We start from the raw sequence: 25460 nt of genomic DNA on the forward strand, positions 1-25460 counted from the left end.
GATAGCCGTCATTGCGCCGGTCGGAGGAGAAGCGGGGGTCGGCGAGGACGGCGCGGGCCTCATCGTGCCGGGACACCCACCACGCCTCGCCGCCGCTGGTCAGGCGGACCTTGCTGATCGGCGCCTGCTCGCGCAGTTGCTCGTAGGCGGGGGGCGGGGCGAACGGGCAACCACGCTCGACCGGCAGTGCCAGGTCGGTGGGTTCGCCGGTAACGCTGTTCGGCACGAAGGACCTCCTGGCTGAAGATCTGGCTGAAAGTGTTCGGGGATGAAGCCCGGCGCGATGTCCGGTCAGGTGGCTGTTCCGTCGCCGTGTTCAACGCGATAGCAGGTTGCGGTGGGCGAGGAACGCCTCGGTGGCCGAGCCCATCCGGCCGCCACCAGCCATCGGCTCGGCCGCGCCCGTCGTTGCGTCCCCGCGCTCGTCCATACCTGACTCCTCGCCTGCTCACCCGCGATTCCGGCTCTATGCACAAGACGCCGGAGCCCACCACTGTGTGACACCTGAGACCGGTGACACACGTCATATGCCCGCACGATCCGTTCATCGTCGCGGGCGGTGTCAACCTCAAGACCCGTGGGTTCACCAGGTCACCGGCAGCGTGTGCACGCCGTACACGAGGCTGAAGGCGCGGAAGTCCACCTGCTCGTACGGATCGGCCAGGGCGAGGCCGGGGAAGCGGCGAAGCAGCGCGGGGAAGGCGATGCGCATCTCCATCCGGGCCAGCGGCGCCCCGAGGCAGTGGTGCACGCCATGGCCGAACGCGACGTGGCCGGCGGCTTGCCGGGTGACGTCGAGGGTCTCGGGATCGTCGGCGAAGGCGGGGTCGCGGTTGGCGGCGGGGAACGAGCAGATCACGAGCGAGCCCGCCGGGATGGCATGCCCGGCGATCTCCACCTCCGTCGTGGTCGTGCGTGGCAGCAGCGACTGCACGACGGACAGCCAGCGCAACAGCTCCTCGACGGCGGGCTCGACCTGGGCCGGATCCTCGCGGATCATCGTCAGCTGGTCAGGGTGCCGGAGCAGGGCCAGGGTGCCCAGGCCGAGCATGTTCGAGGTCGTCTCGTGCCCGGCCAGCAGCAGCAGGCTCGCGATGCCGATCAGCTCGTCGGTGCTGAGATCGTGGCCGTGCTCGCGTACCAGCATGCCGAGCAGGTCCTCGCCCGGGTCGGCCTGCGCGCGGCCCACCAGGCCGGCCATGTAGGCGCGGTCCTCCCGCTGCGCCGCGACGCGCTGCTCCATCGGCAGGGAGGTGTCCAGCATGCGGGCGGAACGCTCCTGGAACTCGTCGCGGTCGGCATGCGGCACGCCCAGCAGCTCGCAGATCACCAGCGAGGGCACCGGCAGCGCGAAGTGCGCCACCAGATCGGCCGGCTTGCCCGCCCGCTCCAGGTCGTCCAGAGCCGCCTCGACGATCTCGCTGATCCGCGGCTCCAGCCGGCGCATCCGCCGTACCGTGAACTCCGGGGTGAGCATCCGGCGCAACCGCGTGTGCTCGGGCGGGTCGAATCCCATCAGCTGCCCGGCCTGCATCTTGGCCAGCTCGTCGGCGTTCATCTGCCCCGATCCGGGGAACGGCGTCAGGGCGCTGCTGAACCGGGCCGGATCCGCCAGCACCCGGCGCACCTCCTCGTGGCGGCAGACCAGGTACGCGGGCAGGCCGAACGGCGTCTCCACCCGCACCACACCCTCGCCGTCGCGAACCCGGGCCAGTTCCTCGACCGGGTCAAGCCCGTTCCGCCGCATGTGCAGCGGCAATTCCAGCGCTTCCGTCATCGTCCGTCTATCCGTCCTGTGATTGGCACTCAGCGTCTTTGCGCGGTTGGTGGAACGCTCCGCCAGGCGTTCGGTCCCTCGAACACGCCGTCCAGCTTCCGGGGCAGGATCCGCGCGGCGTGCGCACCGACCAGGCGAGCGTTGACCCGGTCGTCGGCCTTGGCCGCGGTCGGGGCGGAGCGTGGCTGTGCCACCCGCGCGGAAGGCCAGAGAAGTTGTCGCTCATATCCAGGTGACGAAGGGGCGGTTTTCCCGGGGGACACCTCGGACCCGGGAAACAGAGCTGTTCGAGCCGGCTGACGCTCGCCTAGCGGGCCGCGAAGGCGACGACGGCGAGCAGGACGGTGGCCGCGGCCAGCGCGGGCACGGGCCCGGCGGCGACGTGCAGCGCGGCACCGCCCAGCGCCCCCAGGAACATCGCGGCGATACCGGCGGCCCGGCGCCGGGCCGCCCGCCCCGGGCCTTCGGCGAAGAGCGCGGTGAGGGTGGTGGTCAGAACGTTCGTGTTCATGTCGGGCACCGCCAGCTCGCGTACGGACGCGCTCTGTATGCCCATGCCGCCGGCGAGCAGCGCGATGAGCGCCGCCTGCGCCGGCGGCTCGCGGAATCCGGCCAGCTGGGCCGTCACCAGGGCGACCGCCACGAGCAGCGCGTGCACGGCGGTGAGCAGGACGAACGCCCGGCTCTGGTCCGTCACCCGCCCGGTCGCTCGTCCCGTGGCCCAGGCGCCCGCCGTGAAGGACAGCAGGGCCACCGGCGGCCCCCACAGGGACAGCCGCTCCTCCCCGGCCAGGGCGAAGCCCACGAAGACGATGTTGCCCGTCATGTTGGCGGCGAAGACGCCGTGCAGGCCGAGAAAGCTGACGGCGTCCACGATCCCGGTCACGACGGTCAGCAGGACCAGCAGGGCGGGCACGGTGTCGTGCGGGTTCGCGCCAGGAGGGAAGAGCCGGTCGGCGAACCACCGCAGCCCTCTGCTCACCCGCTCGCCCCGGCCGGCCGGCCGGGGGTCTCTCTCGTGCTCGTCGCCGGGGCGGGACCTCTCGACTCCGTCACAGTTGGATACTCTCCGTAACCGCGCGGCTCCCGCAAACCCGACACGCTCAGGAGCGTGACGGCGTCGTGCGATAGAGATCGTCGACGGCCGCCAGGACACGCTCGCGGGCCGCGCCCGCGGGGACGACGTCGATGAGCACGTACGCGGCCAGCCCTTCGGCCAGCGCCACCAGGGCGGGCGCGGACCGGCCGGCGTCCACGGCGGCGGCGATGCGCCCGGCCCTCTGGTCGGCGCGGATGAGGTCGGCCATCTGGCGGTGGAAGCCGTCGTACAGCACCCGCAGCCGGGCCGCGATGCCCTCCTCGGCGAACGCGAGCGCGTGGAAGGACTGCCGCACGCGCATGTGGGCCTCGGTCGCGGGGTCGTGGGGGATGAGCTCGGTGAGCACGGTGACGAGCACGACGCGCGGCTCGGCCGCGTCGAGGTCCTGGCCGACCCGCCGCCTGATGCGGGCGCTGCTCTGCTCGTTGCCGCGCTCGAAGGCGGCCTCGACGAGCTGGCGCTTGGCGGGGAAGTAGTGCTGGACGCGGCCGGGCGAGATGCCGGCCTGGGCCGCCACCTCGCTCAGCGACACGGCGGCGAGGCCGCGGTCGGCGACGATCGCGAGGACGGCGTCGGCGATCTGCCTGCGCCGCTCCTCGTGCTGAGCTCCTGGTCCACGGGTGCGCCGGTGTGCCATGCCATCCCTCTTATCGATGTGATCACATCGGTTTGACCGGTTCAGTGTAGCCGGGTTACGGTCGTGCGCATGGCAGATCAATGCGATCACATTGGATTGGTGTGAGGGCGGTCCGGCTCGCCCGACTGCTGCCGCTGGCCGGCTCCCGCCGCCTGCTCGCCCTGGGAGTGCTCAGCGCGGGCGCGGCGGTGCTCGGACCGCTCAGCACGATCCCGCTCGGCCTGCTGATCGACCACGGCGGCGCGGCGCAGGTGATCGCGCTGCTGCTCGTGCTGCTGGGGCAGGAACTCTGCACGGCGCTGCGCGAACCGGCCGGAGCCGCCGTCGCCCGGCACGTCGACGGCGTGCTGCGCGCCAGGGTGCGCGCCGCCGCGACGGCCATGCCGCTGGCGCGCCTGGAGCACCCGCGGGTGCAGGCCGACGTGCGGCTGGCGCTGACCGGACACCGCGGGCGGACGGCGGGCACGGCGGCGGTGGCGCTGGCCGGCGAGGCGAGCAGGGCGACGTCGGCCCTGTTCGGCGCCGTGGTGCTGGCCGTGCACGTGTGGTGGATGGCCCCGGTCGCGCTGGCCCTGTCGATCGCGCAGAACCGGCGCATCACCGCGATGCTGGTCGGCCCCGGCGGTGCGGAGTCGCTGGCCGACAGCCCCGAGCAGGTCATGCGTCTGCGCCGGGCCGGCTACCTGGCCGAGCTCACCGGCGGTCCCGGCGCAGCCAAGGAGATCCGCGTCTTCGGCGTGGACGGTTTCCTCATCGGCCGCTACGTGGCGGCCATGCGCGAGTTCCTGACCCCGCAGGCGCGCGGGCGCCGCGCCGTCGTGCGCGGGTACGCGGCCGTGCTGGGGCTGCAACTGGCCGGGGCCGCCGCGACGTTCGGGACGCTGGCCTGGCTGACCGCCGCGGGCGCGCTGGGGGCCGCCGCCCTGGCGCAGAGCGTGCTGGCGGCCCTGCTGGTCTTCGCGTACGGTGCGGGCGGCCACCAGATGTTCGAGATCGCCCACGGGAGCAAGCCGTACGAGGCGACCCTGCGCCTGCTCCACCCCCCTCTCAGCGCCACGCCGGCGATCGCCGGGCCTGCCGACCGCGACGGCGAGGGGCCCGGGCTGGTCAGGGTGACGTTCGCCTACCCCGGCCGCGCGGAACCGGTGCTCAAGGAGCTCGACCTGCGGGTGCGGCCGGGGGAGCGGCTGGCCGTGGTCGGGCTGAACGGCGCGGGCAAGACCACCCTGGTCAAGCTGCTCACCGGCCTCTACACCCCCCAGAGCGGCACCGTCAGCGCCGCCGGGGACGCCGCCGTGGTCTTCCAGGACTTCGCCCGCCACCCGCTGCCGCTGCGCGACAACGTCCGCCTGGGCGCGCCCGCGTACGCGGGGACGGACGCCGACGTGCTCGCCGCGCTGGCCGCGGTCGACGCGCTCGACCTGCTGGAGGTGCTTCCCGGCGGGCTGGACACGCCGCTGTCGCGGTCGTTCACCGGGGGCCGTGACCTGTCCGGAGGGCAGTGGCAGAAGGTGGCGCTGGCCCGGGCCGTGTACGCGCTCGACGCGGGCCGGCGGATCCTGATCGTCGACGAGCCCACCGCCCATCTGGACGCGCGGGCCGAGCAGGAGGTGTTCGAGCGGCTGCTGGACCGCACGCGCGGGCGCACCCTGGTGCTCATCTCGCACCGGTTCGCCACCGTACGGCGGGCGGACCGGATCGTCGTCCTCGACGGCGGCGCCGTGGCCGAGCAGGGCGGTCATGCCGAACTGCTGGCTCTGGGCGGCCGTTACGCGCGCTGGCACCGCCTCCAGACCGCCCTGATCGCGCAGGCGGGCCGGTGACCGCGACCCTCCGTACGCTGCTGACCCTGGCCTGGCGCACCGACCGGCGGGCCTTCCTCGCCCTGGCCGCCTTCCTCGCCCTGGGCGCCGTCAGCCAGGGCCTGGTCGGCGTCTTCCTGCGGGCGCTCACCGACGCCGCCACCGCCGGCCACGGCGCGCAGGCGTCCCTGTGGGGCCTGGCCGCCGGGGCCGCGCTGGCCACCGGTGTGGCCCTCGGCCGCGCGGAGCTGGCGCTGATGGAGGAGCTGGCCGAACGCATGGGCCTGTCCGTGCAGGAGGAGATCCTCACCCTCACCTCGGGCGTGCCCACCATCGAGCACCTGGAGCGGCCCGCGTACCTGGACAAGCTGGCGATGTTGCGCGACGAGAGCCGCCAGCTGTACTTCGCGGTGTGGGCGCTCGCGCTGGTCGCCGAGCACGCCGTGCAGATCGGGCTCGGCGTCGTGCTGATGGCCGCCGTGCATCCGCTGGTGACGCTGCTGCTGGGCGGCGCCGTGCTGCCGTCGCTGCTGGTACGCGGCCGCGCGGCCCGCCACGTCGACGCGGCCACCGGGCGCACCGCCGAGACGGCCCGGCTGGAGCGGCACCTGTCCGAGTCCGTCACCACGCCGAGGACGGCCAAGGAGATCCGGATCAGCCGCGCCGCGCCCGCCCTGGAGGCGATGGCCGCGCACCGGTGGGAGGAGGTGTCGGCGGGGTTGTCGCGGGCCGGGGTCCGGGCCGCGCTGCTCACGTTCGCGGGGTCGGGCACGTTCCTGGCCGGGTACGTGTCGGCGCTCGGCTGCGCGGCCTGGCTGGCCGCCCAGGGACGGGCCACGGCGGGCGACGTGGTCCTGGTGGCCACGGTCGGGGTGCAGTTCGTCACCCAGGCCTCCCGGCTGGCCTTCCACCTCGGGTCGGTGGCCGCGGGCCTGCGCGCCGCCGCGCGGCTCGCCTGGCTCCGCGCCTACGCCCGCACCCACGACCCGGCCTTGGCGGAGTCCGGCGACGACGCACTCCGCGCCGGGACGAGGGCGCCCACGAGTGACCACGGCCGCGAACGCGTCGCCCGCGGGGCCGAGCCGCCTGAGAGCTTCGCGCGGGGCATCACGCTGCGGAACGTGACGTTCACCTACCCCGGCACCACCCGGCCGGTGCTGCGCGGGATCGACCTGAGCCTGCCCGCCGGCGCGACCGTCGCGCTGGTCGGGTCGCACGGCTCGGGCAAGACCACCATGGCCAAGCTGCTGTGCGGCCTCTACCAGCCCTCCGGCGGCGAGATCCTGCTGGACGACGTCCCGCTGCGGGACGTGCCGGCCGTGCGCTGGCGGCGCAGGATCAGCGCCGTGTTCCAGGACTGGGTGCCGTTCGAGCTCACCGCCGCCGAGACCGTCGGCATCGGCGACCTGCCCCGTATGGACGACCGCCCCGCCGTGGAGCAGGCGCTGGCGCGGGCCGGCGCCGCGGACGCGGTGTCCGATCTGCCCAGGGGCCTGGACACCGAGCTGGGCGACAGCTTCGAGGGCGGCGTGACGCTGTCCGGCGGGCAGTGGCAGAGCCTGGCCCTGGCGCGCGCGTCGATGCGGGAGGAGCCGCTGCTGCTCGTGCTGGACGAGCCGACCGCCTCCCTGGACGCTCCCGCCGAGAGCGCCGTCTTCGCCCGGTACGCGCAGGCCGCCCGCCGCCACCGCGCCGCCATCACCCTGCTCATCACCCACCGCTTCCCGACGGTGCGCATGGCCGACCTGATCGTGGTGCTGGACGGCGGGCGGATCGCCGAGCAGGGCGCTCACGGCGAGCTCATGGCCCGCCAGGGCCGCTACGCCGAGTTGCACGCCATCCAGCGGGCGGCGGCGGACGGTTAGGCCGCCGGCCGCCCGGGTGGCCGGCGGCGGAAACGCGAGCGAGCGCGCGTTCCGCACGGGATGCGCGCTCGCTCGCGGTGATCGGGGTCAGGCGGCGTACTCGGGGTAGCCGTAGCCGACGACCTGGGACTTCGGACGGGTCCGCTCCTCGACCTTGCCGTTGCCGGTGTTGCCTTCGATCGTGGAGATGGTGCCGTCGCCGTTGTCCTTCACGACGAAGCCGACGTGCTGGATGTCGGTGATCTTCTTGCCGCCGTCCCAGGAGAAGAACACCACGGCGCCGGGCTTGGCCTTGGTGCCGAAGCGGTCGTTGGCGGCGAACCACTTGGCGTGGGTGACGGTGTAGGCGTCCCAGCCGATCTGCGGGCGGGCGCCGGTCTGCTCGCCGACCCAGGAGACGAACATCGAGCACCAGGCGGCGTTCAGGTACGCGGCCCGGTTGCCGCCGTCGCGGGCGATGGTCTCGGCGGCGCGCTGCGAGTCGGCGTACCACTTCTGGTACGGGGTGCCGCCGCCGGCGGCGTTCTCGGAGGTGCCGACCTGGGACTTGGCGAAGTCCAGGACCTGGGAGGCGGTCACGTTGACCGTGGTCTCCTTGGCCGCGCGCTTCTTGGAGTCGGTCACCGGGGAGACGGCGGCCGGCTTGTCCGCGGGCGGGGTGTCGGCGTTGGCCGCGGCGACGTTGACGCCGAGGGCCGAGGCGAGGACGCTGGCGCCGAGCGCGGCGCAGGTGATGGTTCGCTTGGGGATTGCGGTAAGACGGAACGTGGCCATCGAGGGGGTAACTCCTTGCTTCCATGCCGCTTACCGGGTTAGCTGACGGGTTCGGGCGTGGAAGCTGCCCTACGGCACCGGAGTGCCGATTCACCCCAAAGGACTTGGGTCCCCGGTTCCGCGTGATGCGGATTCAGCGGTCACAGGACGATCCTGTGATCTATCGTGCGATGGTCAGACATAGCCGGACAAACCGGACGTATGCCGTAAGATGCCCCACAAGGTAATACATGAGGCAAGAGGATTACAACTGCATAAAGGCCCAGCTAGGCGAGTTGCCGGCGAGCGTCGGCCAGAAGCCCTGACATGGCAAGGGATTCGTCAAGGGGCATGATCGGGGATTCGGTCCTGCCCTCGGCCGTGGCGGCGCGGACCTCGCGGAGCTCACCGGCGTATCCGTTGTCGGCCGGATCGAGCACATGCTCTTCCGGCTCCATGGAAGGCCCGGTGAGGACGATCCGCTCCGGCGCCCAGAACGGCGCGTGGATGTCCGCCCGCATCCGCGTACCTACAACACAGGCCTGGTTCGGGTAATTCCCCAGCAAGGAGGTTTCCACGAAAGCCCGCCTGCCGCCGGGATAGAGCAACACCCCGCCCGCCTCCGCGTCAACCCCGCTCGGCGCCAGGGAGCCCGTCATGCGCAGGCCGGTGGGCATGCCCAGAAGCAGCTGGGCCAGGCCGAACGGGTAGACCCCCAGGTCGAGCAGCGAGCCCCCGCCCAGCTCCGGGGCCCACAGCCGGTGCGCCGGATCGTACGGCATGGCGAAGCCGAAACTGGCCTGCACCGACCGGATGTCGCCGAACCGCTCGTCGGCGGCGATGAGGCGGATCAGCGGGTTGAACCGCATCCACATGGCTTCCATCAGGAACACGCCCGCCTCGCGCGCCAGGCGTACCATCTTCTCCGCGTCGTCCACGGTCGCGGCCAGCGGCTTCTCGCACAACACGGCCTTGCCCGCGGCGATGGCGGCCTGCGCGACCCGCAGGTGCTCGGTATGCGGCGTCGCCACGTAGATCGCGTCCACCGCAGGGTCCGCGCACAACCGCTCATAGGAGCCGTACGCCGACTCCGCGCCCAGCGCGGACGCCAGGGCCTGCGCCCGCCGCAGATTCCTGGAGCCGACGGCGCCCACCCGCATCCCGGGCTCGGCCACGATCGCCGCTCCCACAGTCCGCGCTATGACGCCCGTCGCCGCGATGCCCCACGTGAAGTCCCGCACGCGGAAGATGCTAGACGCATCAGATCAAATTGAACGTGTCAGGATCGCCTCCGATGCGAAGGCCCCTGTTCAGCGCGCCGACGGCGGCCATGCTCTCCGGATCGAGGATGAAGTCGAACACGTCGACGTTCTCGGCGATCCGCGACGGCGTCACGGACTTGGGAATGACGACGTTGCCGAGCTGCAGGTGCCAGCGGAGCACGATCTGCGCGGGAGTCTTGCCGTGCTTGTCCGCCAGCACCGCGAGCGCCGGATCCTCGAGCAGCCCCTTGCCCTGGCCGAGCGGGCTCCACGCCTCGGTGAGGATGCCGTTGGCCTCGTGGAAGGCCCGCATCTCCCGCTGCTGGAAGTACGGGTGGAGCTCGATCTGGTTGATGGAGGGTGTGATGTCGGTCTCGTTCATGAGCCGGGTGAGCGTGCCGACGGTGAAATTGGACACGCCGATGGCCCTGGCCCGCCCGTCACGGTAGATCTTCTCGATCGCCTTCCACGCCTGTACGTACTTGTCCTGCTTCGGCACCGGCCAGTGGATGAGATAGAGATCGACGTAGTCGAGCCCCAGCCGGGCCAGGCTCTCGTCGAAGGCCTGCTCCGTGCGGGCGTGGTCGGCGTTGCGCAGCTTGGTGGTGACGAACACCTTCTCGCGGCGCAGGCCGGACGCGCGCACGGCACGCCCCACGCCCTCCTCGTTCTCGTAGGCGGCGGCGGTGTCGATGTGCCGGTAGCCGGCCTCCAGCGCCGTCGTCACCACCTGCTCGGCCTCGCCGGCAGGCACCTGCCAGACGCCGAAGCCGAGTTGCGGGATCTGCACGCCGTCCGTGTTGAGCATGAGCGAGTTCATGGTCTCCATTGTTCACGCACCGTTTCTGGCCGCTTAAGGCGGCCGGGCTAGCTTGAAGCGGTCGTGAACGCGCCATCACCCGGCTGGGAGGACTGGAGTGGTCGAACAGGCGTCGGCCTGGGTGGAGTCACCGCTCCAGATGCTGTGCGCCGTCGAGGCCCACCACGCCGGGCTCCTCGGGACCGCCACGGCCGTCGTGCCGCGGGCGGGGCTGCGCCCGCTGACGGCGACCCGACGGGAGCTGCGTGCTCTCGGGCTGCCCGACGGGCTCGAACTGGCCGAGCCGCGCGAGAACATGCCGAGACGACTGCACGCCGTCGGCGACGCCTTCTCCGGCAAGGTCCAGCTGCGCTGGCTCACCTCCGGCACCGGCATCACCTCGGGACGCATCGTCATCGTCGACGACGGCCTGGCCACGCTCCGGCTGCTGGAGCTGCTGGCCGCCGGGCCTTCGCGGCCGCTGCTGCGGGCCCGCGCCAGATCCACCGTGCCGCGCTCGGCGCTCGGCCTGGCCGCCGCGCTGCGGCTGCGCATGAGCGAGGTCTCCGTCTTCACCGCGCTGCCCGTGAGCGGCGAGCTCGCCGCCGCCGTCCGCCGTGCCGGTGTCGACCTCGTACGCCACGACTTCGCCTGGTTGCGCGCCCAGCCGCCCAGCGCGGAAGGGCCGGACGAGCGCACGATCGTGCTCGGCACCTCGCTCGTCAGGAACGGCCTCGTGCACCGCGACCACTACCTGCGCTGGCTGAGCGAGCTGGCGGCGCGGGAACCGCTCGCCTACTACCCGCACCGCCGCGAGGACCCGGTGGACGTGGCCCTGATCCGGGAGCGTCCCGGCATCACCGTGCACGACGCGGGCGTGCCCGCCGAGCTGGCGTTGCGCGGGCTGGACGCGGGCCAGCGCGTCCTCAGCCTCCCCTCGACGGCGATCACCTCGCTGCGGGTGCTGCTCAGCCCGCGCGGTGTCGCCATCGAGCCCGTGAACGTTCCCGATGACTGGTGGACCAGCAGGGCGGAACCTGCCCTGCGCTCGCATTTGACTGGAGTGTCTGGGTGAGAGTGCTGGCGGTTGCCGACTCCGACTCGTACCTGAAGTGGGCGGCCTGCCTGCTCGGCGACCTGCCCACCGGGAGCGTGACGGAGCTGGCGGTGGTGCGCACGCCGATCGCGCCCTCGCCCGAGCAGATCGCCGCGGCGGTGAGCGGCTCGACAGAGGGCCGGGCGGGCCGGGGAGACGCGCCGCCGGTGCTGTCGGCGCGGTCGGTGCGCAGGCTGGCCGAGCGCACGCAGCCCGACGTGATCCTCGTCGCCTGCACGGGCCCGGTCGTGGACGTGCTGGTCTCCGAGGTGTTCGCGGGGCTGAGACCGAGGCCCGTGTTCGTCGGCGGGCTGCCGGGCATCTCGGTGCCGGCCACGGAGAAGGCGTGGGTGTTCCGCAGCGGCTGCGACCTGTTCGTGGTGCACAGCGAGCGGGAGGTGGCCGAGTTCCGCGACATCGCCGGCCGGCTCGGCGGGGGAGGGGCGCTCGGCCTGGCCAGGCTGCCCTTCCTGCGTCCCGATGCCGTGGCCGAGGGCGGGAACCGGATCGTGTTCGCCACCCAGGCCAAGGTGCCGCGCCCGCGCGAGGAGCGCGAGCGCGTCCTGCTGGCGCTCGCCGAGCTCGCCGGGCGGCGGCCGGAGCTCGACGTGGTGGTCAAGCTGCGCGCCCTGGAGGACGAGCGGCAGACGCACAACGAGCGCCACCACTACCAGCGGTTGTGGCGGGAGATGGGCGAGCCCGGGCGGCTCGCCTTCGCCGCCGGGCCGATGCACGACCACCTCACGCGGGCGGCCGGGTTCGTCACGGTGAGCTCGACGGCGGCGCTGGAGGCGATCGCGCTGGGCGTGCCCTCGCTGGTGCTGAGCGACTTCGGCGTCAGCGCCGAGATGATCAACCTGGTGTTCGAGGGCAGCGGCCTGCTGGGCACGCTGGACGACCTGGCCAAGGGAGACTTCCGCACCGCCTCGGCCGAGTGGTGCGCGGCCAACTACTTCCACCCGCCGGAGCGCGACGCCTGGGCGGGGCTGCTGGCCGGGCTGGTGAGCGACCGGCCGGGCACGCCCGCCCGGTCGCTGCTGGACGGGCCCGAGCACGCCGCCGCCCGGCGCAGGGCCCGGCTGCGGGTGGAGGTCCATCCCACGATGTTGCGAGCGGGCTACCGCGCCAAGCGCCGCATGCGCCGCTATCTGAAGGCCCTGTCCTAGCAGCGCTGTCCTAGCCGGGCTCAGATCGTTGATCTGAGCTTCCTGCGCAGCCTGGTCAGCGCGCCGGACCTGGCGGGAGGGGCCACCAGGTCCAGCGCCTCGAGCCGCCTGCGCTTGAAGTAGCGGGCGTCGAACGTGATGGCGTCCGGCCGCAGCTCCGGATAGGTGCCTGCCTGCATGCAGTAGCCCACGGCACGCACGAGGCCGGGCAGGTCCACGGCGGGCGGCTCTTCGATCACGCCCTCCGCCGACAGCCGGGGCAGCAGCGCGTCCACGATCGTGACCGGGACCCTGTTGCTGTTCTCGTACGGCGTCAGCCGCTCCAGCACCATGCCGGTGCCGTACGACGCGACCCGCAGCCCGAAATAGCGCCGCGCTGTCACCAGCCCGGTCGAGAAGCAGCCCACGACCAGCTCGGGCCGCAGCGCCGCGAAGCACACCTCGGCGGGCACGCTCTCGGCGGCCACCGACAGCTCCACCCCCAGAGGCCCGGCCGCGGCACGCAGGAGCCTGGCGTGCCGGCGCCCGGCGGCAGGGTGCGGTTTGAACACGACGTGGGTGCAGCCGCGGGCGGCCAGCGCCGCCAGCATCGTCTCGTGCAGCGCGGCCTCCTCCTCCGGCGTGACGATCTCCAGCGCCGACAGGTACTGGCCGAGGATCATCGCCTGTCCGGCGGGCGGCCCGGGCGCGGCGGCGGCCACCTCGTCCAGCACCGACAGGAAGCGCTCGCCTGGCAGGAGCTCGGGCGCGACGCCGTACTCGCTGAGCAGCAGCGGCGTCAGCCCCGGCACGAGGTCCAGGTGGAGCAGCCGCCCCACGCGGCGGAAGATCTCGGCGGGCAGCGGGTCGCGGGTCGGGCCGTAGCTCATCAGCCCGTCGGAGTAGACGGTGATCGGGCAGTCGCGCACCAGCCCCGCGATCGTGCGGGCGGGCGGCACCGCGATCGACTCCACCACCAGCTCCTCGACTCCGTCCAGCCCCCAGCGGGAGCGGATCAGACGCTCCATCATGGGCACCTCGACGACCCGCGCCCGCCAGTCGGACGGATGCAAGGGGGCGATGAGCTCGTTCCACGAGACGACCTCGTCGAAGCGGCCGCGCAGCGGCGCGAAGCCGGGCGCCCCGTCGAGCGGCGTCGCCACCTCGGGCACGGCCGCGTTGTTCGACACCACGAGCACACGCCGGCCGGTTCCGAACCGGCCGTCGTCGACGGCGGCGGCCAGCGACATCGCCCCGAACAACGTCGAGGCGTAGAAGACCTTCACGGGGGCTCCTCCCGGTCATGGCGGACCCGGCTGTGCCGGCTGAAGGGCGGGCTGGGGGGCAGGCCGGGCACCAGCGCGCGCAGCAGCGCCTCGCGGTCGCGGGCCATCCCCGCCACCGATTCCGCCACCAGTTCCGGGGGCAGCCCGCCCACCATCCCCGCGCCGCGCTCCTCGAAGCGGGCGCGCAACTCGGGCGTGAACCGGTCGCCGATGTCCAGGTGGTGGGCCAGCAGCGCGCAGAAGTTCCGCACCGCCTTGGGCAGGAACTCCGGCTCCACGTCCTTGAAGACCAGCTCGAACGCGTCGAAGAAGTGCAGCTGGCGCTCGTCGCCCACCTGCGTCAGCGACCCGGAGACCATGCGCCGGTAGAACACGCCGGCCAGCGACACCACCGCGAACGTGGCCGCCTCCCTGTGCAGCCGCCAGATCCACGGACGGTCCTCGGCGGTGTGCAGCGAGCCGGGGAAGTGCAGCAGGTCGCCCAGGGAGCGCCGGTAGATCCCGGCCCACGCGTACGGGTAATCCACCATGGTCCGGACCCCAGCGGGCATGATGGCGCCGCGCGCGTCGAGCACCGCGCCCCTCGGGGTGGCCAGCGGGGCCCGGTGCACGACCCGCTTGCGGCCCTCGACCTGGACGTGGTCGGTGCGGACGAAGTCGCACCCGAGCCCGTCGACCACCTCGACGAGCCGCGCCAGGTAGCCGGGGGCCAGCCAGTCGTCGCCGTCCAGATACGTGACGTACCGGCCCGACGCGGCCGACAGCCCCGTGTTGCGCGCGTCGGCCAGCCCGAGGGGAGCGCGGTTGCGCACCAGGCTCAGCCCGGGCAGATCGAGGAGGAAGTCCTCCACGATGTCGCCCGTGGCGTCCTCGGACCCGTCGTCCACGACGATGAACTCGAAGTCGTGCCGGGCGTTGCGGCGGAGCGAGGCGAGCGCGTCGGCGATGAAACGCTCGCCGTCCCGCACCGGCACGATGACGGAGAGAGTGATCACTGAGGGGACCGGTCAGACGGTCACCCGGCGCAGGCGGGCCTTGGGGGCCTGCTCGCCGGGGAAGACGCGCTTGACGCCGTCGCCCATGGCCTGCTCGATGATGCGGATGTCGCGTACGAGGTGCTCAAGGCCCGCCGGCTCCAGGGAGGCGGCGTGGTCGGAGCCCCACATGGTCCTGTCGAGCGTGATGTGCCGCTCGACGCAGACCGCGCCGAGCGTCACGGCGGCCAGCGAGATCTGCAGCCCGCGCTCGTGCCCGGAGTAGCCGACGGGCACGCCGTAGCGCTCCTTGAGCGTGGTGATCGTGCGCAGGTTCGCCTCCTCGGGAGGCAGCGGGTACGTGGACGTCGCGTGCATCATGATCAGCTTCTCGGTGCCGAGGATCTCGACGGCCCGGTCGATCTCCGGCAGCGTCGACATGCCGGTCGACAGGATGACCGGCTTGCCGGTGGCGGCCAGGACACGCAGCAGCTCGTGGTCGGCGACGCTCGCCGAGGCCACCTTGTGCGCCAGGACGTCCATCTCCTCCAGGAACTCCGCCGACGGCACGTCCCATGGGGAGGCGAACCAGTGCAGCCCTCGCTCGTCGCAGTATTTCGCGATCTGGCGGTACTCGTCGTGGCCGAACTCGGTCCGCTCCTTGTACTCCAGGTACGTCATCTCGCCCCACGGCGTCTGCCGGATCTGGCCCTTCTGCTCCTCGGGCACGCAGATCGCCGGGGTGCGCTTCTGGAACTTGACCGCCTGGCAGCCCGCGTCGGCGGCCACGTCGATGAGGCGGCGGGCGAGGTCGAGGTCGCCGTTGTGGTTGATGCCGATCTCGCCGATCACGTAGACGGGCTCGCCGTCGCCGACCGGCACGTCACCGATCGCCACCGGGCCGAGCCTGCGCTCGGTTCTCGCCTCGGCGACGGGTGCCGCGGGGCGGGCGGCCACGACCCGGTCGCACAGCTCGCGCACCGCGCCCGACCCGCCGGGCCTGGTCAGCACCACGCGGGCGGCGGCGCGCACGCGCGGGTGCGCGTCGGGCGTCGCGACGGGCCAGCCGACCTCGGCCATCGGGCCGAGGTCGTTGACGTCGTTGCCGACGTAGGCGACCCTGGCCGGGTCGAGACCCTCGATGTTCAGCCAGTCGCGCAGCACGGTGCGCTTGTCGGCGAGCCCCTGCAGCACGGGCACGCCCAGCTTGCGGGCGCGGGCCGCCACCACCGGGTTGCGCTCGGTCGACATCACCAGCACCTTCACACCCGAGCGCCTCAGCAGCGACACGCCCATCCCGTCGGAGCGGCTGACCAGCACCATCTCCCGGCCCTCCGAGTCGACGTAGGCGCGGTCGTCGGTGTGCACGCCGTCGAAGTCGGTGATGACCGCGTCGACGTCGATCGGCTCCGGCTCGTCGAGGAACGGGGCCAGCGCACGGACCAGCTCCAGGTCCTCGGGGTCGTCGATCTCGACGGCGTGCTGCGGCGGCACCGGCTGCACGGCGACCTCGCCGAAGAAGCGGTGCCCGCGCTCGCGCAGGCCGGAGGTGCGCATGACGTAGAAGGCGCCGTTCTCGCGGAACTGGGGTTCGCGGTCCTGGCGGCGCGGCCTGACGGCGGGGTCGTGGTTGACGCCCCCGCCGGTGGCCGTCCAGAGGAACTCGTGCGTCGGCAGCCCCGACACGACCGAGTCGGCCTGGCCGTCCAGCACCTTGCGCACCGCCGCCGACAGGTCGGCGGGGTCGATGAACGCGCTCGTGCACTGGACGAGCACCACGACCTCGGGGTCGGCGCCGAGGGCGTCGAGCGCGTGCAGCACCGCCGACTCGCTGGAGGCGGTCGAGCCGCTCAGCTCCTCGGGCCGGTCGACCACGGTCGCCCCCGCCTGCCTGGCGGTCTCGGAGATGCCCGCGTGGTCGGTGCTGACCACGACCTCGTCCACGAGCTCGGCGCGCAGGCACGCCCGCACGGCGCGGGTGACCAGGGGCACGCCCCCGACCAGGGCGAGGTTCTTCAAGGGAACGCCCGCCGAACCTCCGCGGGCGGGAATGACGGCCAGGACTCGCACGGTGGGTCTCCTCGGTACGTCGGATTGCACCCAGAAGCTAGAAGGCCGGGTTGAACGGCCAGCGTCACCGTCATTAACTTTCCATGGGGATCCGGTGGAGCAACTCTGGCCTGCCCACACCCCCGTACCGCGGCCCGCAGTTCCACAGTCCCCAGCGCCACCGCCTCCTCGGTACGGCCCCACTCCACCAGCGTGATGACCGTGTGCAGCCGGTTGGCCGCCTCGTGCGCGGCCGAGCCGCAGGAGCCCAGGTCCGCCCGCACCGGGCCGCCCGCACCGGGCGGTCCTGGCCGGGGCGCGCCGTCACTGCGCGAGCGGAAGCCGCAGGACGAACCTCGCCCCGCCCGCGCGCTCCTCGACGGCGATCCGGCCGCCGTGCGCCATCGCCACGTCCCGCGCGATGGCCAGGCCCAGCCCGGTGCCGCCCGCGTCACGGCTGCGCGCCGCGTCCAGGCGGGTGAAGCGTTCGAAGATGCGCTCGCGGTCCTGCACGGCTATCTCCATCCCGTCGTTCTCGACGGCCAGCACCGCCATGCCGTCCGCGCGGGAGACCGTGACCAGGACCCGGGACTCGGCGTGCCGCTGCGCGTTGTCCAGCAGGTTGGTCAGCACCCTGCCGAGCTGGACGCGTACCCCTTCGACCACCACCCCCTCCGCCAGCTCCACCTGGACGGGCACCTTGTCGGAGCGGGTGGCCAGCTCCTGGCGCACCAGCACGGCCAGGTCGACGTCCTCCTTGGCGGCGTCCACCTGGGATCCGATCCTGGCCAGGAGCAGCAGGTCGGTGATGATGGCCTCAAGGCGGTCGGTGTCGCGCAGGCTGCCGCTCACCAGCGACTCGACGTCGGTGTCCTCCGGGTAGAGCTGGGCGCTCTCGAGCTGGGCGCGCAGCCCGGCGATGGGGGTGCGCAGCTCGTGCGAGGCGTCGGAGGCGAACCGGCGCTGCTGCTCGGCGGAGCGCTCCAGCCGGGCCAGCGTGTTGTTGACGGACCAGGCCAGCTGGGCCAGCTCGTCGTCGCCCGGCGGCTGCGAGACCCGGTGGCTCAGGTCGCCGGCGCGGACGGCGTCCAGCTCGGCTCGCATGATCGCCACCGGCCGCAGCGCCTTCCCCGTGACCAGCCACGTGGTCCACGAGGCCAGCGCGATCAGCACCGCGACCTGGACGAGGACGATCACGTCGAGAACGCGGGTGTCGAGCACGTCGGGACTCCTGCGGCCGGCGTACACGACGGGGGAGTCGGCGAAGATGGTCACCCGTACCGCCGACAGGTGCACGCACTCGCTCGGCAGGCAGTTCGTGGTGCTGATGTCCTGGGTCTCCTGCGTGGGGCGCACGTCGCTGAGCGGCGGCAGGTTCCTGGCCGCGTCGCTCGTGGCGAGGACCTGCCCGTTGGGGCCGACGACCTGGATCAGGTCGACCGACGGGTCGACCACCGGGATGGCGGCGCCCGCGGGGAGCGCGCCGCCGCGCATCTCGGCGGCGATGCGCTCGGCGGTGTCCCTCGTCGACTGGAAGACGCTCGCCTCGATGACGGACCTGGCCACCACGATGCCGACGATGGCGAGGGGGATGAACACGAGGGCGGCAACGGCCGTCGCGATGAGGGTCACGCGTCCGCGCAGGGACCTGGCCCACCAGGGTGCCATCCCCTGAGGTTACCGAGCGTGATTGCCGCTATATGTCGGGTTAAGACAAAGATTCACCCAACCGTGGAGCGCTGGATCCAGACCGTGGTGTCCGGCGGGACGGAGCCGTCGCGCGGCAGCGGCCCGCTGGACAGCAGCACCTCGCCCGTCACGTCGGGACGCACCGGCTCCTCGCCCGTGTTGACCACCACGACCAGGCCGGGGTCGCGCTCGATGGCCAGCACGTCCTCGGGGGAGTCGAGCCACGCGAGCGTCCCGCCGCCGAGCGCCGGGTGCTCCTTGCGGATCCGCAGGGCGGCCCGGTAGAGGTTCAGCGTGGAGCCGGGGTCGTCCTCCTGGGCCTGCGCCGACAGCGCCGCCCACGAGGCGGGGATCGGCAACCACGGGTCCGTCCAGCCCATGCCCCCGGTGCCGGTCCACGGGATCGGCACCCGGCAGCCGTCGCGGCTGTCGCCGCGGCGCAGGAACGCCGGGTCCTGGCGCAGCTCGTCCGGCAGGTCGAGCACCTCGGGCAGGCCGAGCTCCTCGCCGTTGTAGAGGTAGGCCGAGCCCGGCAGGGCCAGCATGAGCAGCGTGGCCGCCCGGGCGCGGGCCAGGCCGCCGTGGCGGGTGACGTGGCGCGGCTTGTCGTGGTTGGACAGCACCCACGTGGTGGGCGCCCCGACCAGTTCCGCCTCCTTCAGCGACTTCTCGATGACCGTACGGAACGACTTGGCGTGGAAGTCGGCCAGCATGAAGTCGAAGTTGAACGCCTGGTGCAGCTCGTCCGGGCCGATGTAGCGGGCCAGCCGCTCCGGCGAGGACACCCACGCCTCGGCCACCGCCATCCTGCCGCCCGGGTAGGAGTCGAGGATCGGCCGCCACTCGCGGTAGATGTCGTGCACGCCGTCCTGGTCGAAGTACGGCACCTGCTCCCCGCCCAGCATCTCGGCCTGGCGCCCGTCCTTCGCTCCCACGTCGGGCAGTCCGGGGGCCTTGACCATGCCGTGCGCCACGTCGATGCGGAAGCCGTCCACGCCGCGGTCGAGCCAGAACCGCAGGATGCCCGTGAACTCGGCGCGCACCTCCGGGTTCTCCCAGTTGAGGTCGGGCTGCTCGGGCGCGAAGAGGTGGAGGTACCACTGCCCGTCCTCGACCTGGGTCCAGGCGGGGCCGCCGAAGATCGACTCCCAGTCGTTGGGCCGGTCGCGGAAGATGTAGCGGTCGCGCAGCCCGGCCTGGAACCACGGGTGCCGGTCGGAGGAGTGGTTCGGCACGAGGTCCACGATGACCCGGATGCCGGCCTCGTGCGCGCCGGCGACGAGCGCGTCGAAGTCGCCGAGCGAGCCGAACATGGGGTCCACGTCCCGGTAGTCGGCCACGTCGTAGCCGCCGTCGGCCATCGGCGAGGTGTAGAAGGGGCTCAGCCAGATGGCGTCCACGCCCAGGCGCGCGAGGTAGGGCAGCCGGCCGCGCACGCCTTCGAGGTCGCCGACGCCGTCGCCGTCGGAGTCGGCGAAGCTGCGGGGATACACCTGGTACACGACGGCGTCGCGCCACCAGTCGTCATTGCCGAGCATGTCTGTCCTTCCCCCGGATGTCCCGAGATGTCGGGATGGTCTGGTGAAGGATGCCGCGATCGTTCTCCGGCGGTCAAGTGCAACTTGCGGAAAGTTGCAGAGATCACCGTCCCGCGCTGGAACGGCCGGTCGCGAGGTCAGAAGGTGTGGGGATCCCGTCGCGCATTGCGCAAGTTCTTGCGGTCCCGGCGGAACCTCCAAGGAGGCTGCGGATGTCAGCGCGCATGTGGCATCCCGCCCCTTGATCACGCTACGGTTGCCCTCTGCCGTGGTCAGCATTTCAACTAGATAGTGGTGTGCTCGCATGAGGGTGTTGCCCGTAGCCGTCATCGTCTCGCTCCTGCCGGCCGCGCCGGCAGCGGCTCAGGCCCACGCCGGAACGACGTATTACGTCGACTCCCGGTCGGGCGACGACGCGGCCGCCGGCACCAGCGCGAGCACCGCGTGGAAGTCCCTCGACCAGGCGATCTCCGACCTCAAGCCCGGCGACACCGTCAGCGTCAGGCGCGGCAGCGGCTTCACCGCCCCCATCACCCTCACCGCCAGCGGCACGAAGGCCCAGCCGATCACCATCACGACGTACGGTTCCGGGGCCAGGCCCAGGATCAGCGGCTCCGGCGGCGACTGCGTCGTGGTCGAGGGCCATCACTGGCGCATCAGCGGCCTGCGGGCCTCCGCCTGCCGCTGGGCCGGCTTCCGGCTCGACGGCGACGACAACGAGCTGATCGGTGTGCAGGCCGACAAGAACATCGCCGGCGCCTTCGTCACGCCCTCCGGCGCCCGCAACACCATCCGCGACAGCGTCTTCACCGACAACAACCGGATGAGCGTCAACGACAAGGGCGGCGACAACGACTCCGGCGCCTTCGGCGTGCTGCTCAACGGCGACGACAACGTGGTGACCCGCAACACCATCACCGGCAGCTTCGCCAGGAGCGAGGACTACGGCACCGACGGCGCCGCCGTCGAGGTCTTCGGCGGCGACCGCAACCGCGTCACCCACAACACCGCCAGCAACAACGAGACGTTCACCGAGCTCGGGGCCAAGAAGGGCAAGACCGCCACCGGCAACGTGTTCGCCTTCAACGTCGTGACCTCCTCCCGCAAGCGCGGCTCCTTCCTCATCACCCGCGGTCCCCGCCACATCGTCGGGCCGGTCAAGGGCACGGTCGCCGTGCACAATTCGGTCTACCTGCCGGCCCGCGACACCGTCGGCTGGTCCTGCCACGACGGCTGCGCGCCGTCCATCCTGAAGCTGCGCAACAACGTGATCGTCGTCGGCGGCGAGACCGGATTCGAGGACGGCAAGGGCGCCGACGAGGGCGGCAGCGTGTACAAGGGCCGCAAGGCCAGGTTCAAGCTGGGCCCGAAGTCGGTCATGGCCGATCCGAAGTTCACCTCCCGCACCGACCTGCGCCCTCGCGCCGGCTCCCCGGCGCTCGGCCGCGGCATCGTCCTGCCCCCGTCGTGGTACGGCGGCAAGGCCTTCACCAAGGACATGAAGGGCAAGGCGCTGACCGGTTCGCCCGACGCGGGGGCGTACCAGCGCTGACCCGCGCCCCCGGCGCCGGGTCTAGAGTGAGCGACGTGCTGCACGATGTTCGCGGGCCTCTGGTGAGGCAGCTCGCCGAGTCCGGCGCTCCACGCCACTACTGGCACATGGGCGACGAGGACGGTCGGGCCTGGTTGTTCGAGAGCGTCGAGGGCGACGGCGAGCACTGGGCGATCAGGCAGGTGGAGGTGGGCGCCGACCGGGCGGCCCGCCGCTACTGGTGGCGGCGGCTGCAGGACGACGACGGCTTCCTGACCGACCAGCCGCTGGAGATCTGGGAGCTCACCGAGATCACCGAGGCGGCGTTCGAGGCCGTCTGGGCCGCCGCCGGCTGAGCCCGCCTACCGGGCGGAATAGCTCGCCAGGCCGTTGATCATCAGGTGGACGGCCGTGTCGAGGGTGCGGGCCGTCTCGTCGGGGTCGTCCGGCACGTGGCCCTGGATCTCGGCCGTGATCAGCCCTGTGACGAACGCGTGCAGCACGTCACTCGTCCTGCGCAGCTCGGGGTCCGGCACCCCGGCCTGCCGCAGGATGCGGTAGAGGGTCGTCCAGATCACCAGCGTCCTGTCCTCGATGATCTCCGGGTGGGCGTGCAGATGGGTCCACATGGCCGGGTGGCTGCGCGCGTGCCGGTAGTAGGCCAGGGCCAGCGTCCTGAGCTGGCCCTGCCAGGAGGTGCCGTCGTCCGGCGGGAGGTGCACGCGCTGCTGGATCGTGGCGCAGATCAGCCGGATCAGCGCGTCCTTGCTCGCCACGTGGTGGTAGAGCGACATCGGGTTGACATCGAGCTCGGCCGCCAGCTTGCGCATGGACAACCCCTCCACGCCGCCCTCGTCTATGAGGCGGAGCGCCGTCGAGCTGATCTCTTCCAGTGTCAGGGGCGTTCCTCTGCGCGCGCTCACAGCCATACGCCGTATGGTAGCGTCCGCCATACGGTGTATGGCTACTCAAGGGAGCTCTCTCATGGCACGCATCCCCGCCCCGCCGGGCCTGCCCGTCGTGGGCAACACGCTGCAGATCCCCTCGCACTCGCCGGTGGAGCACTTCGTCAAGGTCGCCTCCCGGTACGACGAGGGCATCTTCCAGCTCGAGATCGCCGGTCGCACGCTCGTTCTCGTGTACGACCCGGATCTCGTCGCGGAGGTGTGCGACGAGAGCCGGTTCGTCAAGCGCATCGGGCCGCCGCTGTCGATCGTGCGCGACTTCGCCGGCGACGGGCTGTTCACCGCCGACCGGGACGAGCCCGTCTGGGGACAGGCGCACCGCATCCTGATGCCGGCCTTCAGCCAGCGCTCGATGAAGGCGTACTACCCGCAGATGCTCGAGGTCGCCGAGCAGCTCGTCGCGTCGTGGGCCGGCCGCCAGGGGGAGGACCTGCCCGTCGCCGACGACATGACCAGGCTCACCCTGGACACGATCTCGCTCACCGGCTTCGGCTACCGCTTCCACTCGTTCGACTCGCCCGAGCTGCACCCGTTCCTCACGGCCATGGGCGGCGCGCTGACCGAGGCCATGCTGCGCAACCAGCAGCTCCCGTTCGTCACCAAGCTGCAGCGCAGGCGCGAGGAGGCCTACCGCCGCGACATCGCCACCATGCAGGAGCTCGTCGACGACGTGATCAGTCAGCGCCGTTCCGGGAGTTCGGCGGGCTGGAAGGACCTGCTCGGGCTCATGCTGGAGGCGTCCGACCCGCGCAGCGGCGCCCGCCTGTCCGACGAGAACATCCGCGACCAGGTCCTCACCTTCCTGATCGCCGGGCACGAGACGACCAGCGGCCTGCTCTCCTTCGCCCTGTACAACCTCCTGCGCGAGCCCCACACCCTGGCCCGCGCGTACGAGGAGGTGGACCGGCTGCTGCCGGACGACGAGCCGCCCTCCTACGAGACGATCATGAAGCTCGACGTGATCCCCCGCGTCCTGGAGGAGACGCTGCGCGTCTGGTCGCCGATCCCGCTGTTCGCCGTGAGCCCGATCGGGAACACGGCCGAGAACACCACGATCGGCGACTACACCCTGCCCGAGGGCGCCAGGGCCGGCGTGCTGCTGCCGGCCTTGCACCGCCACCCCAAGGCGTGGGACCGGCCCGGCGAGTTCGACATCGACCGCTGGCTGCCCGAGCAGAAGAAGGACCACCACCCGGCGGCGTACAAGCCGTTCGGCAACGGCGAGCGGGCCTGCATCGGCCGCCAGTTCGCGCTCACCGAGGCCAGGCTCGCCCTGGCGCTGATCCTGCGACGCTTCGCCGTGTCCGACCCGAGCGTCTACCGCATGAAGATCAAGCAGACGCTCACCCTCAAGCCGGACGGCTTCACGCTCAGGGTCCGCGAGCGCCGCGCCCACGAGCGGGCGGTCGTGGCCGTTCCGCAGGAGCGGCAGAGCGAGCAGCAGGAGATCGCCGTCACCGGCGTCCCCCTCACCGTCGCGTACGGCTCCAACCTCGGCACCAGCGCCGACCTCGCCGAACGCCTGGCCGAGCGGGCGGGGCGGGCCGGGTTCGCCACGACGCTGACGGCGCTGGACGAGCTGACGCCGCCGGGCGAGGGCCTGCTCGTCGTGGTCGCCTCCTCTTACAACGGCAAGGCCCCCGACAACGCCCAGCGCTTCGACGCCCTGGAGTCGCTGCCCGACATGTCCGGGGTGCGGCTGGCCGTGCTGGGCTGCGGCAACACGCAGTGGCCCACGTACCAGGAGTTCCCCAAGCGGGCGTACGAGAAGCTGACGGCGGCGGGCGCCGTGCCGCTGATCGAACGCGGCGAGGCCGACACGGACGGCGACTTCGACGGCGACGTGTCGGCGTGGACGGCCCGGCTGTGGGAGGCGCTGGCAGCCGAGTACAGCGCCCCCACCGCGGGCGCCGGCCCCCGCTACGAGATGGAGGTGCTCAGCGAGACCGAGGTCCGGCCGGCGGTCGTGTCCGAGCGGGCCTTCCCGCTGACCGTCGTCTCGACCGGGGAACTGACCGGCGACCCCGCGGGACTCTGGGACTTCTCGATCGAGGCGCCCCGCCCCGGCGTGCGCTCCATCGTGGCCAGGCTGCCCGAGGGCGTCACGTACACGGCGGGCGACCACGTGGCCGTCTTCGCCAAGAACGACCCCGAGCTGGTGGAGTGGGCGCTGGGCCGCCTGCGCGTCCCCCGGGACCGGGTCGTACGGCTGCGCGCCGCCGGAGCCACCCACCTGCCCGTCGGCACGCCGGTCACGGCGGGCCTGCTGCTGACCGAGTTCGCCGAGTTGCAGGAGGTGGCCACCAGGTCCGACCTGGAGGCGATGGCCGCGCACACCGGCTGCCCGTGGACCCGCGGCCAGATCGCCGAGCTCACCGCGAGCTACGCCGACGAGATCCTCGCCAAGCGGGTCTCCCCGCTTGCCCTGCTCGACCGCTTCCCGGCGATCGAGCTGCCGCTCCCCGCCTTCCTGGAGATGGCCGGGCCGATCAGGCCGCGCTACTACTCGGTCTCCTCCTCGCCGCTGGCCGATCCCGGCCTCGTCCGGCTCACCGTCGGCCTGGTCGAGGGGCCCGCCTGGTCCGGCTCCGGCACCTACCACGGCATGTGCTCGGCCTACCTGGCGGGGCTGAAGGAGGGCGACGTCTTCTACGGCTACGTCCGGGTCCCCGCGCCGCCGTTCCGGCTGCCCGAGGACCCGGCCACGCCGGTGATCCTCGTCGGCCCCGGCACCGGGTTCGCGCCGCTGCGCGGCTTCCTGGAGGAGCGGGCGCTGACCGGTGCGACCGGGCGGGCCACGGTGTTCACCGGCTGCCGCCATCCGGACCACGACCAGCTGTACGCGGGCGAGCTGGCAGCCTGGGCCGCGTCGGACGTGGTGACCGTGCACGCCGCGTACTCCGCAGTGCCGGGGCATCCGTACCGGTTCGTGCAGGACGCCATCGCCGCGCGCGCGGACGAGGTGTGGGAGCTGCTGGAGCAGGGCGCCCACGTCTACGTCTGCGGCGACGGCCTGCGGATGGCGCCGGCCGTGCGGCAGGCGCTGCTGGACGTCCACCGCCGGGCGACCGGCCGCGACGGCGCGGCGTGGCTGGCCGCGCTGGAGGAGGGCGGGCGCTACCAGCAGGACGTCTTCGCCTGACCCCCGGCTCGGTGGCGCGCTCCGGCTCCGCGTCCGCGCGCCGACGCTCCC

The 25460-nt window shown here is 72.4% G+C and carries 19 protein-coding genes, 1 pseudogene and 1 riboswitch; of the genes and pseudogenes, 7 read left to right on the forward strand and 13 right to left on the reverse strand.

Annotation, left to right across the window (positions count from 1 at the left end; translation table 11 throughout):
• The 4 genes and pseudogenes from ABGB14_RS30460 to ABGB14_RS30475 form a co-directional block, all read right to left on the reverse strand.
• Positions 1–226: pseudogene (locus ABGB14_RS30460) on the reverse strand (cytochrome P450); the annotation flags it as partial.
• A gap of 357 nt (positions 227–583) precedes the next feature.
• Positions 584–1777 carry a cytochrome P450 gene (locus ABGB14_RS30465; RefSeq protein WP_347647267.1) on the reverse strand — a complete coding sequence of 398 codons (1194 nt, stop codon included), beginning with the start codon at positions 1775–1777 and terminating at the stop codon, positions 584–586.
• A gap of 307 nt (positions 1778–2084) precedes the next feature.
• Positions 2085–2759 (reverse strand): YoaK family protein, encoded by a 675-nt coding sequence (locus ABGB14_RS30470; RefSeq protein WP_347647268.1) that lies wholly within the window; start codon positions 2757–2759, stop codon positions 2085–2087.
• A 121-nt stretch (positions 2760–2880) separates the two neighbouring features.
• Entirely contained in the window at positions 2881–3513 is a 633-nt protein-coding gene (locus tag ABGB14_RS30475; protein ID WP_347647269.1) for a TetR/AcrR family transcriptional regulator, read from the reverse strand.
• A 101-nt stretch (positions 3514–3614) separates the two neighbouring features.
• Between ABGB14_RS30475 and ABGB14_RS30480 the strand changes: the two genes are divergently transcribed.
• Together ABGB14_RS30480 and ABGB14_RS30485 are read left to right on the forward strand one after the other, a co-directional pair.
• Positions 3615–5336, forward strand: a complete 1722-nt coding sequence (locus tag ABGB14_RS30480) for an ABC transporter ATP-binding protein (RefSeq protein ID WP_347647270.1) — start codon at positions 3615–3617, stop codon at positions 5334–5336.
• Complete coding sequence (locus ABGB14_RS30485) at positions 5333–7180, forward strand: ABC transporter ATP-binding protein (protein WP_347647271.1); 1848 nt, start codon at positions 5333–5335, stop codon at positions 7178–7180. The genes ABGB14_RS30480 and ABGB14_RS30485 overlap by 4 nt, the downstream gene beginning before the upstream one ends.
• Positions 7181–7267: 87 nt before the next feature.
• Here the strand turns inward: ABGB14_RS30485 and ABGB14_RS30490 are convergent, their stop codons facing one another.
• The 3 genes from ABGB14_RS30490 to ABGB14_RS30500 all read right to left on the reverse strand — a co-directional run bounded on the left by ABGB14_RS30490 (position 7268) and on the right by ABGB14_RS30500 (position 10015).
• Positions 7268–7954: a CHAP domain-containing protein gene (locus tag ABGB14_RS30490; protein ID WP_347647272.1), complete on the reverse strand. Its 687-nt coding sequence runs from the start codon at positions 7952–7954 to the stop codon at positions 7268–7270.
• A gap of 12 nt (positions 7955–7966) precedes the next feature.
• A riboswitch (cyclic di-AMP (ydaO/yuaA leader) is annotated at positions 7967–8103 on the reverse strand.
• Positions 8104–8220: 117 nt separating this feature from the next.
• A complete protein-coding gene (locus ABGB14_RS30495) occupies positions 8221–9174 on the reverse strand; it encodes a Gfo/Idh/MocA family oxidoreductase (RefSeq protein WP_347647273.1) in 954 nt (317 codons plus the stop codon).
• Between the two features lie 19 nt (positions 9175–9193).
• The gene (locus ABGB14_RS30500; RefSeq protein ID WP_347647275.1) at positions 9194–10015 is read right to left on the reverse strand and encodes an aldo/keto reductase; all 822 of its coding nucleotides are present in this window, start codon (positions 10013–10015) and stop codon (positions 9194–9196) included.
• 97 nt (positions 10016–10112) lie between these two features.
• Between ABGB14_RS30500 and ABGB14_RS30505 the strand changes: the two genes are divergently transcribed.
• Both ABGB14_RS30505 and ABGB14_RS30510 read left to right on the forward strand, forming a co-directional pair.
• On the forward strand, positions 10113–11069 hold the full coding sequence (locus ABGB14_RS30505) for a hypothetical protein (protein WP_347647276.1): 957 nt from the start codon (positions 10113–10115) through the stop codon (positions 11067–11069).
• A complete protein-coding gene (locus ABGB14_RS30510; protein ID WP_347647277.1) occupies positions 11066–12256 on the forward strand; it encodes a DUF6716 putative glycosyltransferase in 1191 nt (396 codons plus the stop codon). The genes ABGB14_RS30505 and ABGB14_RS30510 overlap by 4 nt, the downstream gene beginning before the upstream one ends.
• Before the next feature lie 20 nt (positions 12257–12276).
• Here the strand turns inward: ABGB14_RS30510 and ABGB14_RS30515 are convergent, their stop codons facing one another.
• The 5 genes from ABGB14_RS30515 to ABGB14_RS30535 form a co-directional block, all read right to left on the reverse strand.
• Positions 12277–13521, reverse strand: coding sequence for a polysialyltransferase family glycosyltransferase (locus ABGB14_RS30515; RefSeq protein WP_347647278.1), 1245 nt, complete (start codon positions 13519–13521; stop codon positions 12277–12279).
• Positions 13518–14516, reverse strand: a complete 999-nt coding sequence (locus tag ABGB14_RS30520; RefSeq protein WP_347647279.1) for a glycosyltransferase family 2 protein — start codon at positions 14514–14516, stop codon at positions 13518–13520. The genes ABGB14_RS30515 and ABGB14_RS30520 overlap by 4 nt, the downstream gene beginning before the upstream one ends.
• Positions 14517–14528: 12 nt before the next feature.
• The gene (locus ABGB14_RS30525) at positions 14529–16565 is read right to left on the reverse strand and encodes an N-acetylneuraminate synthase family protein (protein ID WP_347647280.1); all 2037 of its coding nucleotides are present in this window, start codon (positions 16563–16565) and stop codon (positions 14529–14531) included.
• A gap of 303 nt (positions 16566–16868) precedes the next feature.
• The gene (locus ABGB14_RS30530; protein ID WP_347647281.1) at positions 16869–18212 is read right to left on the reverse strand and encodes a HAMP domain-containing sensor histidine kinase; all 1344 of its coding nucleotides are present in this window, start codon (positions 18210–18212) and stop codon (positions 16869–16871) included.
• A gap of 53 nt (positions 18213–18265) precedes the next feature.
• A complete protein-coding gene (locus ABGB14_RS30535) occupies positions 18266–19771 on the reverse strand; it encodes a glycoside hydrolase family 13 protein (RefSeq protein ID WP_347647282.1) in 1506 nt (501 codons plus the stop codon).
• 304 nt (positions 19772–20075) lie between these two features.
• On the opposite strand from ABGB14_RS30535, the gene ABGB14_RS30540 reads away from it, so the two are divergent.
• Positions 20076–21323 (forward strand): right-handed parallel beta-helix repeat-containing protein, encoded by a 1248-nt coding sequence (locus tag ABGB14_RS30540; protein ID WP_347647283.1) that lies wholly within the window; start codon positions 20076–20078, stop codon positions 21321–21323.
• Positions 21324–21358: 35 nt separating this feature from the next.
• On the forward strand, positions 21359–21658 hold the full coding sequence (locus ABGB14_RS30545) for a hypothetical protein (protein ID WP_347647284.1): 300 nt from the start codon (positions 21359–21361) through the stop codon (positions 21656–21658).
• 6 nt (positions 21659–21664) lie between these two features.
• Here ABGB14_RS30545 and ABGB14_RS30550 read toward each other — a convergent pair whose 3' ends face one another.
• Positions 21665–22231 carry a TetR family transcriptional regulator gene (locus ABGB14_RS30550; RefSeq protein ID WP_347647285.1) on the reverse strand — a complete coding sequence of 189 codons (567 nt, stop codon included), beginning with the start codon at positions 22229–22231 and terminating at the stop codon, positions 21665–21667.
• Positions 22232–22286: 55 nt separating this feature from the next.
• Here ABGB14_RS30550 and ABGB14_RS30555 point away from each other — a divergent pair, with 55 nt between their 5' ends.
• Positions 22287–25409, forward strand: a complete 3123-nt coding sequence (locus ABGB14_RS30555; RefSeq protein WP_347647286.1) for a cytochrome P450 — start codon at positions 22287–22289, stop codon at positions 25407–25409.
• Positions 25410–25460 lie beyond the last annotated feature (51 nt).

Origin of the sequence: Nonomuraea sp. B10E15 (genome assembly GCF_039871615.1) — a bacterium.
In the GTDB taxonomy this organism is placed as follows: Bacteria; Actinomycetota; Actinomycetes; order Streptosporangiales; family Streptosporangiaceae; genus Nonomuraea.

Coding starts and splice junctions, on each gene's coding strand:
- ABGB14_RS30540 (WP_347647283.1), top strand. CDS start 20,076: ATGAGGGTGTTGCCCGTAGCCGTCATCGTCTCGCTCCTGCCGGCCGCG.
- ABGB14_RS30555 (WP_347647286.1), top strand. CDS start 22,287: ATGGCACGCATCCCCGCCCCGCCGGGCCTGCCCGTCGTGGGCAACACG.
- ABGB14_RS30500 (WP_347647275.1), bottom strand. CDS start 10,015: ATGAACTCGCTCATGCTCAACACGGACGGCGTGCAGATCCCGCAACTC.
- ABGB14_RS30530 (WP_347647281.1), bottom strand. CDS start 18,212: ATGGCACCCTGGTGGGCCAGGTCCCTGCGCGGACGCGTGACCCTCATC.
- ABGB14_RS30535 (WP_347647282.1), bottom strand. CDS start 19,771: ATGCTCGGCAATGACGACTGGTGGCGCGACGCCGTCGTGTACCAGGTG.
- ABGB14_RS30465 (WP_347647267.1), bottom strand. CDS start 1,777: ATGACGGAAGCGCTGGAATTGCCGCTGCACATGCGGCGGAACGGGCTT.
- ABGB14_RS30550 (WP_347647285.1), bottom strand. CDS start 22,231: ATGGCTGTGAGCGCGCGCAGAGGAACGCCCCTGACACTGGAAGAGATC.
- ABGB14_RS30490 (WP_347647272.1), bottom strand. CDS start 7,954: ATGGCCACGTTCCGTCTTACCGCAATCCCCAAGCGAACCATCACCTGC.
- ABGB14_RS30475 (WP_347647269.1), bottom strand. CDS start 3,513: ATGGCACACCGGCGCACCCGTGGACCAGGAGCTCAGCACGAGGAGCGG.